At 37.2% G+C, this 18027-nt stretch carries 9 protein-coding genes; 7 read left to right on the forward strand and 2 right to left on the reverse strand.

The features are described from left to right. Window positions 1-84: 84 nt before the first annotated feature. Together EA772_RS18935 and pbpC are read left to right on the forward strand one after the other, a co-directional pair. Window positions 85-5676 (forward strand): alpha-2-macroglobulin, encoded by a 5592-nt coding sequence (locus EA772_RS18935; RefSeq protein ID WP_124914531.1) that lies wholly within the window; start codon window positions 85-87, stop codon window positions 5674-5676. Between the two features lie 169 nt (window positions 5677-5845). After that, window positions 5846-8224 carry a penicillin-binding protein 1C gene (pbpC, locus tag EA772_RS18940; RefSeq protein ID WP_124914532.1) on the forward strand — a complete coding sequence of 793 codons (2379 nt, stop codon included), beginning with the start codon at window positions 5846-5848 and terminating at the stop codon, window positions 8222-8224. Window positions 8225-8539: 315 nt separating this feature from the next. Here pbpC and EA772_RS18945 read toward each other — a convergent pair whose 3' ends face one another. Beyond that, on the reverse strand, window positions 8540-9232 hold the full coding sequence (locus tag EA772_RS18945) for a lysoplasmalogenase (protein ID WP_124914533.1): 693 nt from the start codon (window positions 9230-9232) through the stop codon (window positions 8540-8542). Further along, the gene (locus tag EA772_RS18950; RefSeq protein WP_124914534.1) at window positions 9222-10439 is read right to left on the reverse strand and encodes a sterol desaturase family protein; all 1218 of its coding nucleotides are present in this window, start codon (window positions 10437-10439) and stop codon (window positions 9222-9224) included. The genes EA772_RS18945 and EA772_RS18950 overlap by 11 nt, the downstream gene beginning before the upstream one ends. 423 nt (window positions 10440-10862) lie before the next feature. Between EA772_RS18950 and EA772_RS18955 the strand changes: the two genes are divergently transcribed. Genes EA772_RS18955 through EA772_RS18975 form a run of 5 tightly spaced genes read left to right on the forward strand, consistent with a single transcriptional unit; the run spans window position 10863 to window position 18027 of the window. Then, entirely contained in the window at window positions 10863-11246 is a 384-nt protein-coding gene (locus EA772_RS18955) for a response regulator transcription factor (RefSeq protein WP_010602578.1), read from the forward strand. 23 nt (window positions 11247-11269) lie between these two features. Further along, window positions 11270-12439, forward strand: a complete 1170-nt coding sequence (locus EA772_RS18960; protein WP_124914535.1) for a HEAT repeat domain-containing protein — start codon at window positions 11270-11272, stop codon at window positions 12437-12439. Further along, entirely contained in the window at window positions 12426-13886 is a 1461-nt protein-coding gene (locus tag EA772_RS18965; RefSeq protein ID WP_124914536.1) for a glycosyltransferase, read from the forward strand. The genes EA772_RS18960 and EA772_RS18965 overlap by 14 nt, the downstream gene beginning before the upstream one ends. After that, entirely contained in the window at window positions 13843-15780 is a 1938-nt protein-coding gene (locus tag EA772_RS18970; protein WP_124914537.1) for a YaiO family outer membrane beta-barrel protein, read from the forward strand. Before EA772_RS18965 ends, EA772_RS18970 begins: the two co-directional genes overlap by 44 nt. Window positions 15781-15783: 3 nt before the next feature. Next, window positions 15784-18027, forward strand: coding sequence for a DUF4838 domain-containing protein (locus EA772_RS18975; RefSeq protein ID WP_124914538.1), 2244 nt, complete (start codon window positions 15784-15786; stop codon window positions 18025-18027).

Raw genomic sequence — 18027 nt, forward strand, 5'->3', positions numbered from 1 at the left:
CCCACAACAGGCTAATTTTCAACATAGTTTATTTTAACGGGATTTTTAGTTTATTTTGAATCACATCTAATCAGAATTTCAAAAATGGAACAACCCTCTACCTACAAATCATCATCCAAAAAGAAATTTATTTTTATCGTTTTATTAGCGGCTTCGATCGCAGCTTTATTGTTTTTTTATTTCAATCGAAAGAAAAAATCGAATGAAGATAATCAGGCTTATGCGAAATATATCGAGGCCTACACTTCTGGCACAATCTCAAAAAAGAGTTACATCCGTGTGCATCTGGCTAACGCCGCTACCGGAATGCAGGATTTAGGTAAACCCGATTCTCGCGACCTATTCGATTTTTCGCCTTCTATCTCAGGAAAAACTTACTGGATAGATCCACAAACAGTAGAATTTCGACCTGACGAGAATTTGAAATCCGGCAAGGAATATGAAGCATCTTTCAAATTATCAGAAGTTTCTGCTACAGAAAAAGGTTTGGAGGATTTTGACTTCGAATTTAAAGTAATTACACCCGGCGTTATGCTTTCTCAAAATGGCCTGGTTTCTCAAAACAATACTTCCCTTGATTATATGAAACTCACTGGAGAAGTAGCTACCGCGGATGTAGAGGAAACCTCAAAAATTGAAAAGATAATCGAGCTTGATTTCGATCAGAAATTAAGAATTAAATGGCAACATGACCCTGCAAAAAACATCTCCAAATTTACCATAGATAGTATAAAAAAGAAAGGCGCTGACCAGACTTTAAAAATTGATTGGGATGGTGATGCCATCGATGCTGAACAAAAAGGTGAAGAAGATGTTAGAATTCCTGCTTTAAATAAATTTGAAATTTTGGATATGAAGGCCATCCAGGGTGAAGAAGATTATGCTTTAGTGCAATTTTCGGAGCCTATTGGAGTTGGTCAGGATTTAACTGGAATGATTTCATTAGGCAACCTGAGCGATTTACGTTATACCATTGACGCCAGCCAGGTAAAAGTTTACGCAGCCGAAGAATTAAAGGGCGACTATACTTTAAACGTGAACAGCGGAGTAGAAAATATTAACGGAAAAACTTTATCAGGAGGAAAAACTGCTAATCTGGTTTTCGAAGATAAACTTCCTGCTGTTACTATTGCTGGAGGCGGAACCATTTTGCCAAATTCTGGTAAGTTGGTTTTACCTTTCGAAGCCATCAATTTAAAGGCTGTTGATGTTACTGTAATTAAAATCTACGAAAATAATATTCCTCAGTTTTTTCAAACCAATAGTTATAAAGATGCAAACGAGTTGCGTAGGGTAGCCAAACCAATTTTGCAGAAAACAGTTCGTCTGGATGAGGATAAAGCCTTGAATCTGCACAAGAAAAACCGATTTACATTGGATTTAGATAAGATGATCCGAACCGAGCCCGGAGCAATGTATCGGGTAACGATTGCATTTAGGCAAGAATATAATGCATACAATTGTAAAGCAAATGATGAAAAAGCTACCGATGATGGAGAAGGTTACTATGATGAAGAAGGTGGCTATTACGGAGAAAAAATTGATGAAGATGATGATTTTTGGCAACGATACAATAATTATTATCCTCAAAACTATCGCTGGTCAGATAAAGATAATCCCTGCACACCTTCATTTTACACCAATCAACGTTGGGCAAGCAGAAATTTAATTGCATCGAATATTGGTTTGGTTGCGAAACGCGGCAACGATAACAGCATGCTGATTGTTGCTACGGATTTACTTACCGCAAAACCCATGAGTGGTGTAAGTTTAGAGCTTATGGATTACCAAAAGCAAATTATCTTTACCACCAAAACAGATGGAGATGGTTTTGCCAGATTTGATTTGAAACGCCAACCGTTTTTACTGATTGCCAAAAATGGTTCCGAACGAGGTTATTTAAAATTAGATGATGGCAGTTCTTTACCGTTAAGCCGTTTCGATGTTGGCGGAGATGTGGTGCAGAGTGGGCTTAAGGGTTTTATATATGGCGAACGCGGCGTGTGGCGACCAGGCGATAGTTTATTTGTATCCTTTATTTTAGAAGATAAGCTGAAAAAGCTTCCTGCAAATTATCCTGTCACCATGGAATTTTATAATCCAAAAGGTCAGCTTTATAAACGGTTAATTAATGGAAGACCAGTTAACGGATTCTATAGTTTCAAAACGGCAACAGAAAATACTGCTCCTACCGGAAACTGGATGGCGAAAGTAAAAGCCGGTGGCGCAACATTTACTAAAACATTAAAAATCGAAACGGTGATGCCAAACCGTTTGAAAATCGATTTTAACGTTGGTAACAGAACGTATCTAAGTGCTGGAACATCACCTGCTACCCTATCAGCAAAATGGCTCTTTGGTACGCCGGCACAAAATTTAAAAGCAAAGGTTGATGTAAACTTAAACACCACTGAAACTAAGTTTAAAGGTTTCGAGGGTTTCAGTTTTGATAATCCAACAGTAAGTTTTGAGTCGCAGGTTAAAACCATTTTCGAAGGAACTTTAAATGGAGCTGGCACTGCTCAAATTAATACCAACCTCATTGAAAATAACACTGCTCCAGGCGTTTTGCGAGCAAACTTTACCACAAAGGTTTTTGAACCTGGAGGTAATTTCAGCATCGATAATCTCAGTATTCCATATCATGTTTACAGCAGCTATTTAGGTATTCGTCCGGCAAAGGGAGATAAGCTAAGCGGCAGGCTGGTAACCGGAAAAGATCATAAAATTGAAATTGTAAATGTAAATACTGATGGAAAACTGTTAAGTGGAAGCAAAACAGTTCAGTTAGAAGTGTATAAAACACAGTGGCGTTGGTGGTGGGAACAAGATGATCAATACACTTATGCAAATTTCACCCAAAACCAATACAATAAACTGGTTGAAACACATCAGGTTAATTTATCAAACGGTAAAGGTAGCTGGAATTTAAGAATTGATGAACCAGAATGGGGACGCTACCTCATCCTTGTTCGTGATTTAAATGGCGGACACGTCACCGGAAAATCAGTATATGTAGACTGGCCAGGTTGGGCTCAGCGTGAGCAAGGTGCAAATCCTACCGAGGCATCCATGTTGTCATTTACTGCTAATAAAGAAAAATTTACGGTTGGCGAAGACATTACATTGACCATCCCGACGGGTAAAGATGGAAGAGCGTTAATTTCAATTGAAAACGGAAGCAGGGTTTTAAAAACTTTCTGGGTTGATACTAAGGCTGGGCAAACACAATATAAATTTAAGGCAGAAAAAGAAATGGCTCCAAACGTTTTCGCGAACGTTACGCTGTTGCAGCCTCATGCACAAACCGTTAACGATTTGCCAATCAGGATGTATGGTGCGATCCCAATTTCGGTCGAAGACCCTCAAACGATTTTAAAGCCAACCATTAAAATGTTGGATAAAATCAAACCTGAAACGGAAAATTCTATCACTATTGCTGAGCAAAACGGCAAGGCGATGACGTATACCATCGCTTTGGTAGATGAAGGCTTATTAGATTTAACACGCTTTAAAACACCAGATCCTCATGGTGCATTCTATGCCCGAGAAGGTTTGGGCGTAAAAACCTGGGATCTATTTGATTACGTATTAGGCGCCTGGGGCGGTAACCTGGAACGCATCCTAAGCATTGGTGGAGATGGAAGTATCAATAAAAACTTAAACCCTGCCAAAGCAAATCGTTTCAAAGCAGTGGTTAAATTTATGGGACCATTTACGTTAGGCAAAGGCGAAAGTAAAACACACAAATTTAAATTACCACAATATATTGGTGCTGTTCGAGCCATGGTGGTTGCCGGACAAGACGCTGCTTATGGCTTTGCCGAAAAATCTGTTCAGGTTAAAAAGCCTTTAATGGTTTTGGCAACACTGCCGAGGGTAATCGGTCCTGGAGAAACTTTTACTTTACCTGTTACGGTTTTTGCAACGGAAAATAACCTTAAAAATGTTTCGGTTCAGCTCCAGGCCAATAATTTAATCTTACAAGGAACCAATAAACAGCAGCTTTACTATCAAAAAACCGGAGAGCAAATGGCTTACTTTGAAGTGAAAGCACCTGACAAAGTTGGCATTGCCAAAGTGAAAGTAATTGCACAAAGTGGCAGCGAAAGAACAGATTACGATGTGGAAATGGATATCCGAAATCCAAATCCTTATATTACTAATGTAGTTTCTGCAACGGTGCAACCACATACCAAGTGGTCGGTGAATTACCAGCCTATTGGCATGACCGGTACAAATAGTGGGTCGCTCGAGGTTTCTTCAATTCCTGCAATTAACCTGGGCAAACGATTGAGTTATCTAATTCAATATCCTCACGGATGTGTGGAGCAAACTACTTCAAGCGTTTTCCCGCAATTGTTTCTTGATAGATTGAGTCCGTTAACTGAGCAACAAAAAGCAAAAGCCGAATCAAATATCAAGGCTGGAATTACACGTTTGAAAGGCTTCCAGACTACGGATGGTGGACTATCATATTGGCCAGGTGAAGGAAGTTCTGATGAATGGGGAAGTAATTATGCAGGTCATTTCCTGGTGGAAGCACAAAATGCAGGATACACCTTACCTGTGGGATTATTAGATGAATTGTTGCGTTACCAAAAAACGAAGGCGGCAAACTGGGCGCCAAATAGCAATAATTTTTATGGCGGAGATCTATCTCAAGCTTACCGTTTATACATGCTTGCCTTGGCCAAAAAACCTGAAATGGCAGCAATGAACCGCCTGAAAGCCTTTGAATATCTTTCTGTGGCGGCAAAATGGCGTTTGGCAGCGGCTTATAAACTGGCAGGACAAAACAGCGTTGCGCAAAATATGATTAGCGGGTTAGAAACATCCATTCAACCTTATAAACAGCTTGGCGGAACCTATGGATCAGATGTTCGTGATGGCGCAATGATTCTGGAAACCCTTACCCTATTAGGCCAAAAAGCTAAAGCAGCTAGTTTATTGCAGCCTTTGGCAGCAAAACTTGGTGAAGATACCTGGTATAGTACACAGACAACAGCTTACAGTTTATTAGCCATCGGGAAGTTTTGTGGTTCGAATCAGTCATCAAATAAATTGCAATACCAGTATATGCTGGATGGAAAATCGGCGCCGGTGAATTCAAATCAATATCTAAATAGCACAGCTGTAAACTTTAAAGGCAACACGGCATCCGTTACCAATAACGGAAACAAAGTACTATTTGTCCGTTTGGTTTTGGAAGGACAGCCAGTAGCAGGTCAAAATAACTTCTTGCCAAACAGACCAGATGTTTTAGATATGAACGTTACCTACAAGCGCTTAAATGGCACAATTCTAGATCCAACAACCTTAAAACAAGGAACAGATTTTTATGCTGAAGTAACGGTAAAAAATCCGGGAAGAATGGGTTATTACGAGCAAATGGCATTGACACAAATCTTCCCATCCGGCTGGGAAATTATCAATACAAGGGTAAATGATAATCAAAGTATTCTAGCATCATCACCATTTACTTATCAGGATATTAGAGATGATAGGGTTTTCACATACTTTAATATCAGGGAAAATGAAAGCCTAGTTTATAAAGTATTATTGAACGCTTCTTATACGGGCCGATATTATTTATCAGCTGTTCAATGCGAAGCGATGTATAACAATGATATTTCTGCAACACAGGGTGGTAAGTGGGTTCAGGTGGTGAGATAGGATATAAAGTTTTTACATTAATTAAAATCGATAAAAATCATTAATACAGAGAATTATAAAGATTGTTTCTTACCTCGCAAATGACGACCGTTATACACACCACGGCGAGGTACGAAGCAATCTTATAATGATTCTTGAGTGTATAAACGTAGGCAAGAAATAATAATCGATGAACAATACACCAAAAGCATTCCCTATTTCTGACATTTGCTGCGTTGCATTGCTTCTGGTGTTTCTGTTTCTACTCCCATCAAAGCTCTTTAAATCCCCAACGTCTTTCGTAGTCGAAGCCAGTAATGGAAATCTATTAAGTGCAGCTATAGCAAGCGATGGTCAATGGCGCTTCCCGGTAGCTGACAGCGTTCCGGTAAAATTTAAAGATTGCATCATTGCGTTTGAGGATAAACGCTACTATCATCATTTCGGGATTGATTTTCTGGCGATGAGTAGAGCGATGCGGCAAAATTTAAAAGCAAAAAGTGTTGTTAGCGGTGGCAGTACGTTAACCATGCAAGTCATTCGTTTATCTAGAAAGCAAGATCGAACCATATGGCAGAAATTATTAGAAATGCTGCTGGCCTTGCGATTGGAAGTTAAATATTCGAAGGCGGAAATTTTGGGCTTATATGCAGCCAATGCTCCCTTCGGTAGTAATGTGGTAGGCTTAGAGGCGGCAAGCTGGCGCTACTATGGCCGCGATGCCAATACGCTTTCATGGGGAGAAATGGCAACTTTAGCTGTTCTTCCAAATAGTCCCTCACTGGTTCACCCTGGCAAAAACGCTACACGTTTAATTAAAAAAAGGAATGATTTGTTGGACAAATTAGCGAAGCTTGGTTATATCGACCAATCAACCGCCAATCTTTCTAAACTTGAACCTGTTCCTGGTAAACCGCTTCCGTTGCCGCAAAATGCACCACATCTGCTCAACCGTTTTAAAGCCGAAAGAGCAAGTCTGGAAATCAATTCAACCAGAATAAAATCAACTTTAAATGAAGATTTACAGATTAAAATTAATTCCATTTTAAAGCGATTCAATAACCGCTACAGAGCAAATGACATTAACAATATTTCTGCTTTGGTTTTAAATGCTAAAAACGGCTCGGTTGTAAGTTATGTTGGAAATGTCTATCAACCAGAAATTACTGATTTACAGAGCCATGTAGATATGATTAAGGCTCCGAGAAGTCCGGGAAGTACGCTTAAGCCATTGTTGTATGCCAGTATGCTTAATGATGGTTTTGTTTTACCTCATACATTAGTGCCAGATATTCCGACTCAGATTGCAGGATATTCTCCTCAAAATTACGATTTGGGCTATGATGGCGCTATTTCGGCTGACAAGGCTTTAAGTCGCTCATTAAATATTCCGGCAGTAAAAATGTTGCAACAGTATAAATATGAGCGGTTTTATGATAAACTAAAAAAAATAGGCATTGGCACATTAAACCAGCCTGCAGATCACTACGGATTATCATTAATTTTGGGTGGCAGCGAAGTAACTATGTGGGATTTGGCGAATACTTATATGGGTATGGTTCGCACACTGAACCATTTTAATACCTATAAAGGCTTATACAACCCTGAAGATTACAGGCCAGCCTCTTATTTTACTTCTGAAAAACAAGAAGAAAAAAACTATCAAAGAAATTCGTTTTTAGATCATGGTTCAATCTGGGCAACATTTAATGCAATGGAAGAAGTGATGCGGCCCGGCGATGAAGGTTTATGGGAACAGTTTTCCTCGTCGCAGCGGGTGGCCTGGAAAACAGGAACAAGTTTCGGCTTTCGCGATGCCTGGGCGATTGGATTAACTCCGAATTATGTGGTATGTGTTTGGGTTGGTAATGCCGATGGCGAAGGTCGTCCGGGACTCGTTGGTATCGAGGCGGCTGCTCCTGTTTTGTTCGATATCTTTAAGCTGTTACCTAATGGAAAATGGTTCGAAACTCCGATAACGAAACTTAAAAAACTGAAAGTTTGCAAACAAAGTGGCTATAAAGCAGGCGAAAATTGTCCGGTGATTATCGATGAAATGGTACCAACTGCAGGCGAAAAAACCGCGGCTTGTCCCTACCATAAATTGATTCATTTGGATAAAACCGGAACCTATCGGGTGACTGATCAGTGTGAAAGCGTGACCAACATGCAACACAGCAATTGGTTTATTTTGCCACCGGCAATGGAATATTATTATAAAATTAAAAACAGTGACTACAGGAGTCTGCCTCCGTTTATGCCTGGTTGTGAAACCTCTGGCGGAAATAATGTGATGGAATTGATATACCCTAAAAACGCCGCTGTGGTTTATATCCCATTAGAGTTGGATGGAACAAGAGGAAAAGTAGTTCTAAATGCAGCACATCGCAATCAAAACGCTAAAATATACTGGCACATTGACAACGAATACATTGCAACAACTACCAATTATCATCAGTTCGCGATCAGCCCGATGCCCGGAAAGCATACTTTAACATTGGTAGATGAAAACGGCGAAAGATTAGTGCAGGTTTTTACTGTAATGGACAAAGAGCAGAAGAAAAACTAAAGAAATTGTTGTTTTCCCTTATTGAAACAGATGGCAATAAGTGCGAATTTGCTGTGCCGTCCCACTTCACAGCTGTCGATTTTTTTACTGATGACCGATATCATATTAAATTTCTTGCGATATCCTGAACTTAATAAACCTGATAAAGTGGAAATACTTTTAAACAGCAAAAGCTTAGCGGTTCCTGTCATCTGTATGCTATTAAACAGATACTTCGTACCCCAGCAGAATGGATGTTTTTAAAAGATTGCAACATAGCAGGACTATCACAACCGATTACCGCAGAACATTGCTTTCCAAAAAACTTTGAAGCGTTTAAATCTCCGTTCTGGTTACCAATAATTTCCGTTCTACTGTTCCATAAACGATTAGAAACTGGGCGATCATATAGGAGGCCATAATTAACACACCACTTTGCGGGATGGGTTGTGCAAATTTATTTACGGCCAATGCACTGTCTGATAAGAGAAAAAATAGCGCACCATATAAAATCAGTTTGTAGCTAAAAATATTAACTTTACCATATCGGTTAACAGCCATTATTGCCATAAATGTGATGATAATAGCGTAAAGTAATACCGCAAATTGCATGCTTCCTAAAAACGGCTGGAGATAGAAGAATAAACCAACGCAAAATATAATCAAAGCCCCAACAACCCATAGAAAAAAACTGTTTTTAAGTCCAGGATTCGATTTGTGATCTAAAATAAAAGCCCTTATGTAAAAGATATGGCAGAGTAAAAATGCAATCAATCCGAAAGTAAAAAAACTATTATTACTGGTTTGTAACATCAAAAAAACATCTCCGGCAAGCGCAAATAATAAACCTGTAAAGATGCGTTTATGAAATCTTCCCTTTAGATTGGTGCTAAAATAAAGCCAGGCTAAAAGCGTAATCGCGATGAGTGGTTTAGAAAAATTACGCAATTGAATGTTACCATCGGTTTCGGCATAAAGTTGAATAATAAAAACGACGGCAAAAATAAATGAGAATAATTTAGTTTTCATTGTGTTGTGGGTTGTCCTTTTTCAAATTGAAGAACCAAATTACGGATATTAACTGCATGCCCGCAAATATAACTTGATAGCCGACCGGCAGTTTTAGCATTAGAATTAATAGGAAACTAAGTAATAATCTAGAATATTCGAACTTAACAAGCCATGATTTCCGATCTAAAAGAGCACCGCATGCAGTTAGCGTACACAATGTGAAAGCGGCCCCTGAAATAACTAATAAGCGCTCCATTTTTGTGTATGAAAATAATATGATGGAACCAGCGGCCAATGCAATTATAAATTGTACCAAAACATATCCAGTCAATTTTGATTGATATTCAGGATTGTATTTTCTATAATTCTGCTCATCAATTTCCGGTGCATGTTGGAACCCGCCCAAATGCTGAGGAAACCAGCCTGGAGGTTTCATAAAAACCTTAATCTTATCGGTGATTTTAGGCGATCTCTTAGCAGTTTTAATCAAATCATCCCAGTAATGCAAATTTGCCCAAACAGGATTCCAGCTTGCCAGGGGTTTAGTGATGCCGTAATAAACCTCTTCTTCTTCTTTTTGAAAAGTTCCAAAAAACCGATCCCAAATGATCAACGTACCGGCATGGTTTTTATCAATGTATTTGGGATTTGAGCCGTGATGAACGCGGTGATGTGAAGGTGTATTAAAAATATACTCTAAAAACCCAAGCGATTTAATGGCTCGGGTGTGAATCCAGAATTGGTATAGTGTATTAAAAGAACTTAGAGTTAAAAACATAATTGGATCAAAACCCAAAAATGCCAACGGCAAATAAAAAACCCAACTAAACCAGCCCTGAAACCAACTTTGGCGTAAAGCAACTGTTAAATTATATTCTTCTGATTGATGGTGTACAATGTGTGCTGCCCAAAGTGCATTCACCTGATGACTCATCCGGTGGAACCAATAATAAAAAAAATCTACACCGATAAAAAGAAGAATCCACACCCAAACCGACTTTGGCATCTCGAATATTCGCCAGTGTTCGAAAATGTATTTATAGCCAAAAAACAAAGCTGTCTTCATAAAAATGCCAGTCAGCTGCTGTCCTATACCCTGGCTTAAATTAGAGATGCTATCGTTTAATCTGTAATAGTTAAACTTTTTATAAAAATTGTATGCAAGTTCTATCCCGATCAGAATAAAAAACACCGGTACAGATAAAGCGATATAATCTACTTTCATAGAAAATAAACAATAATATATTTGGTTAGAAGTATCAATATAAGAAAATTTCAGGATTATACCCAAAATATCTTATCTCAATATTAAATAGTTGTTCGTGATCTAAACGATTTAAATACTGCAAAAAAAATCCTATTTAACATAGCTATTTAGAATAATTATAAAGATTGGCACGCACAGACATTTGATAGATGGTTTTAAATTTTATACAGTTTTGAATCTTGCTCCGTTTCGTACCTATAACATCAACAGTTTAACCCATTAATCTAAAAAACTAATTTTCAATTACTTAAATTGCCCAAATTGACTTTTTAAACCTACAAAGTTCCACTCTTAAATTTTTTAGGCATAGCTTTTGAAAAAACGTTTTAGTTGTCTATCTTATTTATCGATCTCAAAACATTTACCTAAAATTAAATTTATATGAGAGACAGAGTTTTAATCGTTGATAGCGAAATCCTGATCAACAAATTCCTAGAATCTAGATTATCTAAAGAAAATATGGATGTTGATGTCGCCTTTGATGGAATGCAAGCCGTAGAAAAAATCAAAAAAAACAAGTATGATTTAATTCTTACAGACCTTATGTTGCCTTATGTAGCAGGTGTAGAATTAATTATGAACATTAAAAAATCAGAATACAATCACGAAACCCCTGTTGTGGTACTTTCTTCTTTAACTGCTGATGATGTAATTGTTGACGTACTCGCCATTGGCGCTCAAGATTACATTATAAAACCGTTTTCAATTAATGTTGTATTGGCTAAAATCAAGCAACTCATCCAGCTTAATAAAACAGCGGCTTAAACCCTTATTAAATATCATCTTTTATGCAGAACAATTTTGATCTGTCGGGTAAGCTATGTTTAAGTATTTTGAAGATAAACCTCTTCAATTACCCGCTACTAATTCAAATAGCTGTTATTGTAAGTATACTGGCTGTTATTGCCATTTTTCTTACGCTAACTTATATTATTTACAATCGAACTAAGAGGCAAAGTGACCAGCGTAAAACATATGAAGCTGAAAACCAGATTTTGGAAGAACTAAATGATCACTTGCTCATGTACGATTCGATTGAAGAGATGCCAGAAAATGAGCTCCAGGAAACTGTAAAAAAACTCAATGAATTTAAAAACAGAAGCGTCATATTCCAAAATGTTTTGGTACGACTACTTATTTATTTTAAGCATAATTTAACGGGTAACATTACCCGGCTTATCACCGCTACCTATTTTAATTTAAAGCTTAATGAGATCACATTAAGCAAGTTAAAAAGTGTTTTTTGGTTTACAAAAGCCCAGGGTCTTAAAGAATTACAGGATATTAATGATTACAATTCTGCTGATACTATTCAGCCGTTATTAGTAAACAAAAATTTAGATGTTCGGGTTGAAGCCTATGCTGCATTATTAAAACTTCAAACCAATTCTTCGTTTAATTTTCTTAAAAATGAAGAAGAAGAACTGAGCAACTGGCATCAGATTTTACTCTTCGACGCCATCACAAAATCAGAACATGCGGTGGTTCCTAATTTTGCCGATTTTCTTTCGAGTGAAAACAAGACTATAGTCATTTTAAGTATCAAACTGCTTCTTCACTACAAACAATTTGAAGCTATTCCTGACTTAATTAAACTGTTATCTAACAAGAATGAGCAATTACGAAGCGAAGCCATCTGCGCTTTAGGTGTTCTCGATGCGGAAGATGCTGAACAAAAACTAATTTCCATATATCCTACCGAACGCAACCCAAATAAAACTCAGATTTTATTGGCCCTCGGAGAAATCGCAAGTGGTAGCGCTCTTCATTTTTTAAAAGATAAGTTTTTGAAAGCTGATCATTATACAATTCTCAAAAGTGCTGCAGCGGCAATCATGTCACATCCAACTGCGCTTAAAGAGAAAATTCTAGCCAGCCTTAAAGATTTAGATGAAGAACAAAAAGCAATTATTAAACATTTTGAAGACCCGTTAATCAGGCTACATGGAGTACGTTAAAGAAGGCATCAGATTTACATTTGAACATGGAATATTCTACTACGGAATTTTCGTCATGTTTACGTATCTCATGCTCATCATATTTAGTATCATAGAAATTTTAAAATATCGCCGAAAAAACAGCTTTATCAGTTATGATTCTCTGTTGGCTTCACAATATACGCCGGGAATTTCGGTCATAGCGCCCGCGTACAACGAGGGAGAAGTTATTCGAAATGGCGTACATACTTTATTATCCTTGAATTATCCAAAATTTGAAGTCATTGTAATTAATGATGGAAGTACTGATGATTCTTTGCAACAGCTTATTGATGAGTATGAGTTGGTTGAAGTTGATTTTGCGTATCATGAGGAAATTGTGACGCAGCCAGTAAAGAAAATTTACAAGTCTACAAATCCGGTTTATGCCAAACTGATGGTAATAGATAAGGAAAATGGAAAAAGCAAAGCTGATGCATCCAACGCAGGGATTAATGCGGCGTCTTATCCCCTGTTTTTGTGTACCGATATCGATTGTATTTTGCATAAAGATACTTTACTTAAGATGGTGAAACCTTTCGTGGAGGAGAAAACCCGTGTAATTGCAACTGGTGCGGTAATACGAATCAGCAACTCATGCGAAGTAGAAAATGGATTCCTTAAAAAAGTTAAGGTACCCAAACAGTTTTTGCCTTTATTTCAGGAGTTGGAATATATTAGGGCCTTTTTAATGGGCAGAATGGCTTGGTCTCGAATTAATGGGCTAATGCTCGTATCAGGCGGTTTGGGGTTGTTCGACAAGGAAATTGTGTTGAAAGCCGGAGGCTACAGTCATGCATCTTTTGGAGAAGATCTGGAACTGGTTACACGTATGCGGGTTTACATGGAAGACAATAAAAAGAAATATAAAGTAAAGTATATTCCTGAATCCATGTGCTGGACAGAAGTCCCATCAACACTCAGTGTTTATGCACAGCAAAGAACGCGTTGGACTAAAGGTTTGGCACAAACCCTTTGGTTCCACAAAAAAGTATTTCTAAATCCAAAGTACAAGATTTTTGGCTTGGTTTCCTTCCCATATTGGGTATTTTTCGAATGGCTTGCTCCCATTTTGGAATTTGGCGGCATTATTTATTACATCTACATCATCATTACCGGACAAATTACCTGGCCTTATGCTATTGCTTTACTGGTCTTTATTTATTCATTCTCTGTGATGATTACCATTATTTCTGTTTTGTGGGACGAAATCACCGGAATGAAATACCAGAAAAAATCAGAAGTATTAAAGCTCTGCGCAGCAGCGATTATTGAGCCTCTCGTTTACCATCCTTTGGTTTTATTCTTTTCTATACGCGGAAACTGGTTTTTCCTAACCGGAAGAAAATTGCACTGGGGAATTATGACAAGAAGCGGCTTTAAAAATGGAAACAACAAATTATCAAATTATGAACAAAGGAAATTATAATATGTACCGCTCAAAAGTTTTTAAAATTGGGCTCCTGTTATTAATGTGCCTCAATATAAATATTTCCTTTGCCCAAAAAATATCATCAGATGATCTTTTAAAACAGGCAATTAGGGAAACGAATATCAATAAAAACTATCCTAAAGCCATTCAATTGGCTAAGAGAGGATTAGCAATTAGCCCTCGATATTTAGACATCCGGGTACTTTTAGGAAGGCTATATATTTTAACTAACCGAAATGATGAAGCTGAAAAAGAATTGAACATGGTTTTGAAACAAAAACCCAATCAAAAGGATGCACTGAATTATCTTGTTAATTTAAGTTATCAGGATAAAAATTTAACTCAATCGTTAAAATATGCAGGGCAGTATCTAAAATATTATCCTGGAGAAAAATCAATGGAGTTAAAGAATGTATCCATGTTATATGAACTAAAAGACTATAATATTGCGGATGTGGCATGGCAAAAATTATCACAAAAATACCCTGATGATTCTGCCATTAAAAATCTTTATGTTGAGGCCCACCTAACTGCCGCAAGGGATTATAAGAAGCAGAATGAAATCGAAAAAGCAATAATGGAATATGAAAAGGTAGTTGCCCAGCAACCTAATCATACCGAAAGTTTAGCATCACTTTACAATTTAAATATTCAGAAAAAGAACTATGAAAAAGCATTGGTTTATGCCGAAACGCTGGAGCGAAACGGTAAAACTGAAATTTCATTAAGTAAAGCCGATTTATTAAGAATGATGAAGCGATATGATCAAGCCGAAAGGGTTGCTGAAAACCTGAAAAGGCTAAAACCAGGAGATCCAAAAATCGCAGTTTTGTATAAAGATATCTTATATTCAAAAGCCAAAGATCAGCTCCAACAGCAAGATTCTCTGAACGCTTTCAAAAGTTATGAAAAGATTTTAGTCAACTATCCTACCGATACGTTTTCCCGCAATCAACTGATCAATTTATCTATTGCTAAAGGTGAAAGAAATCATGCAATTCGATACATTGATGAGGGTGTTGCATATTACGATAATCCTCAAAGTCTTCAGCTAAAGAAACTGAGTGTCGTTCAGGAACATGGTGATCATCAAAATGCTTATAAACTTTCCAAAACCTTGGTTGAAAAATATCCTCAAGATGAAAAAATAAGAATGATCAATGATGATTTGTATACCTTAACCAGGCAGAATAGAATTGGCTTAAATTATGGAATCACCGCTTTTGACCAAGAAGGCAGGAAACCCTGGAATTTGTACAGTGCATATTACATGCGAACAGAAAAAGGCGGATCATTAATTGCCAGGGTAAACTATGCAGATCGAAGAGATGCAAAGGGTTATCAGTTTGAAGTCGAATCCTATCCTACTCATCATACTGGTTATTCTTACATCAATTTGGCATATTCAAATGCTATCATTTTTCCAAAATTTAAATTTGCTTATTCCTATTTTTTGCCGTTCAACAAAAGTTGGGAAGCAGAAATGGGTGTAAGATATTTAAATAGCTATTTAAATTATTATAGTGTTACAGCTGGATTAGGCAAGTATTTCGGCAGTTTTTGGATAAATGCAAAAACATTTATTACACCAAATGGTGAACGATTGGCAGCCTCTTATGTGCTATCTGGCCGATATTTAATCAACGAATCTGCAGATGATTATTTTACCGCAATTGCCGGCTATGGTTTCTCTCCAGATGACAGAGGCAGGAACTTTGCCATCACCGAACGCTTAAATCTGGAATCCATTCGTTTTACATTGGGTTACCAGCGTACATTATGGAAAAGAAATATTCTTGGCTTGTTCGGCACCTGGAATAATCAGGAATACATTCCCGGAAGAAAAAGGAATGAGTTTGATGCACAGATTTCTTTCCAACATAAATTTTAAAAAATGATGGGATTTTTAGGATGGAAAATAAGTTTAACTATAATTGCATTTGCCATGCTCAATCAATCTTATGCCCAAATAAATTTGGTTGAAAATGCCAAATCTAATTATCAGATTATAGTTAGCAAACGGGCTACAAATCTAGAACGAAAAGCTGCAGATGTATTAAAATCATATATCGATAAAATTTCTAAGGCTGATCTTCCAATTGTACAGGATCATTTAAAGGCCAAAGAATTCGAAATTGTTATTGGCAATACCAACCGTAATCATTCTGATGAGCAATTCGATAATGATGGATTTTTAATTAAAACAGCTGCAAATAAAATTTTTATTTATGGGCAGAATGAACAGGTAACTTTATACGGCGTTTATCATTTCCTCGATCATTATCTGGGTTGTAAAATGTATACTGCTGACCACGAATTTATTCCGCAGCAAACAAATATCAAACTCTCAGCAATAAACGATTTACAACAACCACAGTTTAAGTTCAGGCAAGTTTATTATCCTGATCAATATAACGAGCAATACCGGAACTGGCATAAACTTCAGTTACTAGAAGATGAATGGGGATTGTGGGGACATACATTTGACAAATTGGTACCAGCAAAACTGTATTTCCACGATCATCCTGAATATTATGCGTTGGTAAATGGAGATCGAAAAACCTCTCAACTGTGTTTAAGCAATCCTGATGTCTATCGCATTACAGTTGAAAACTTAAAAAAGGAAATCACCGCTCATCCTGAAAAAAAATATTGGTCGGTTAGCCAGAATGATGGCTTTGGATTTTGTACCTGCGATGCGTGTAATGCTACTGATCAAAAATTCGGCGGACCACAAGGCTCACTAATCAGTTTTGTAAACAAAGTAGCGAAAAATTTTCCTGATCAAACCATTTCTACTTTGGCGTATCTCTATTCAAAACATCCTCCTGTGGGAATTAAACCTTTAAAAAATGTTAGCATCATGCTTTCCACAATTGATTTGGATAGATCGAAACCTATTGAAAATAACACAAGAGCAAATGGTTTCAAAAACGATTTAAAAGGTTGGTCGACTATTTGCGACAATGTAATGATTTGGGATTATGTTGTTCAGTTCACCAATTATGTGAGTCCATTCCCAAATCTAAACACGCTGCAAGAGAACATGAAATTTTTCGCTACCAATCATGTTAAAGGCGTTTTTATACAAGGTAGTGAAGCCTCCACTGGTGAGTTTACAGCTTTAAAATCCTACTTACTAGCCAAACTAAGCTGGAACCCAATTTTAGATATAGAAGCAGAAAAGAAGAACTTCCTGGCAAGTTATTATGGAAAAGCAGCTCCAAACATCTTAACCTATGTAGCTGACCTGGAGAAAAACTTAATATCATCGAATAGAATTTTAGATATTTACGGTGATCCATCTGCTGAGTGGAAAACCTGGTTAACACCTGAACAGATTGATCATTACAGTAGTATTTTAGATCAGGCAGAACAAGCGGTTAGAAATGATCCGGTTATATTGAATAGAATTTTAATTGAAAGGCTACCTTTAGAATATGCTGTTCTCCAGCAAGCCCGTTTTTACGGTTTAGAAAAGCATGGAGTTTTTACCGCCAATGGGAAAAACTGGAAAGTGCGGCCTGGTTTTGAACAAAAAGTATCAAGATTTATTGCTTCTGCCAAACAACTTGGAATCAAGCAGCTTTCTGAAGATGGTTTTACCATTGACGATTATCAATCTGAATGGAAAAAAATTTTCAATGATGGTCCGCTATTGCATTTAGCGACCAACAAAAATGTTGAAGCGCTAACTCCATTTAATACTGATTTTTTGGCTAAAGGAACCAAGACATTAACTGATGGTTCGAGAGGCTATCAAAATTTTCAATATAATTATTTAGGATGGTTAGGAAATGACATGGAAGTTGTGATCGATCTGGGAAGCATTCAAAACACAAATCAGGTTATAGTCGGTTTTCTTGAAGATCAACGACATTGGGCATTTCTGCCAAACAAGATTATGATTTCTGTTTCAACTGATCATAAAGTTTATCAACCTATGAGCGAATTGATACAACCGAGCCCAATAGAAAACTATGATAAGCAAACCCATAGACTGACTCTAGATTTTAAAAAATCTACGAAGGCAAGGTATATTAAAGTTAAAGCGACCAACCAAAGTAAATTACCAGAATGGAGAGATTATCCCAATAAGAAACCCTGGTTATTTTGTGATGAAATTGAAGTAAATTAA

The organism is Pedobacter sp. G11, assembly GCF_003860265.1.
Classification (GTDB): Bacteria; Bacteroidota; Bacteroidia; order Sphingobacteriales; family Sphingobacteriaceae; genus Pedobacter; species Pedobacter agri.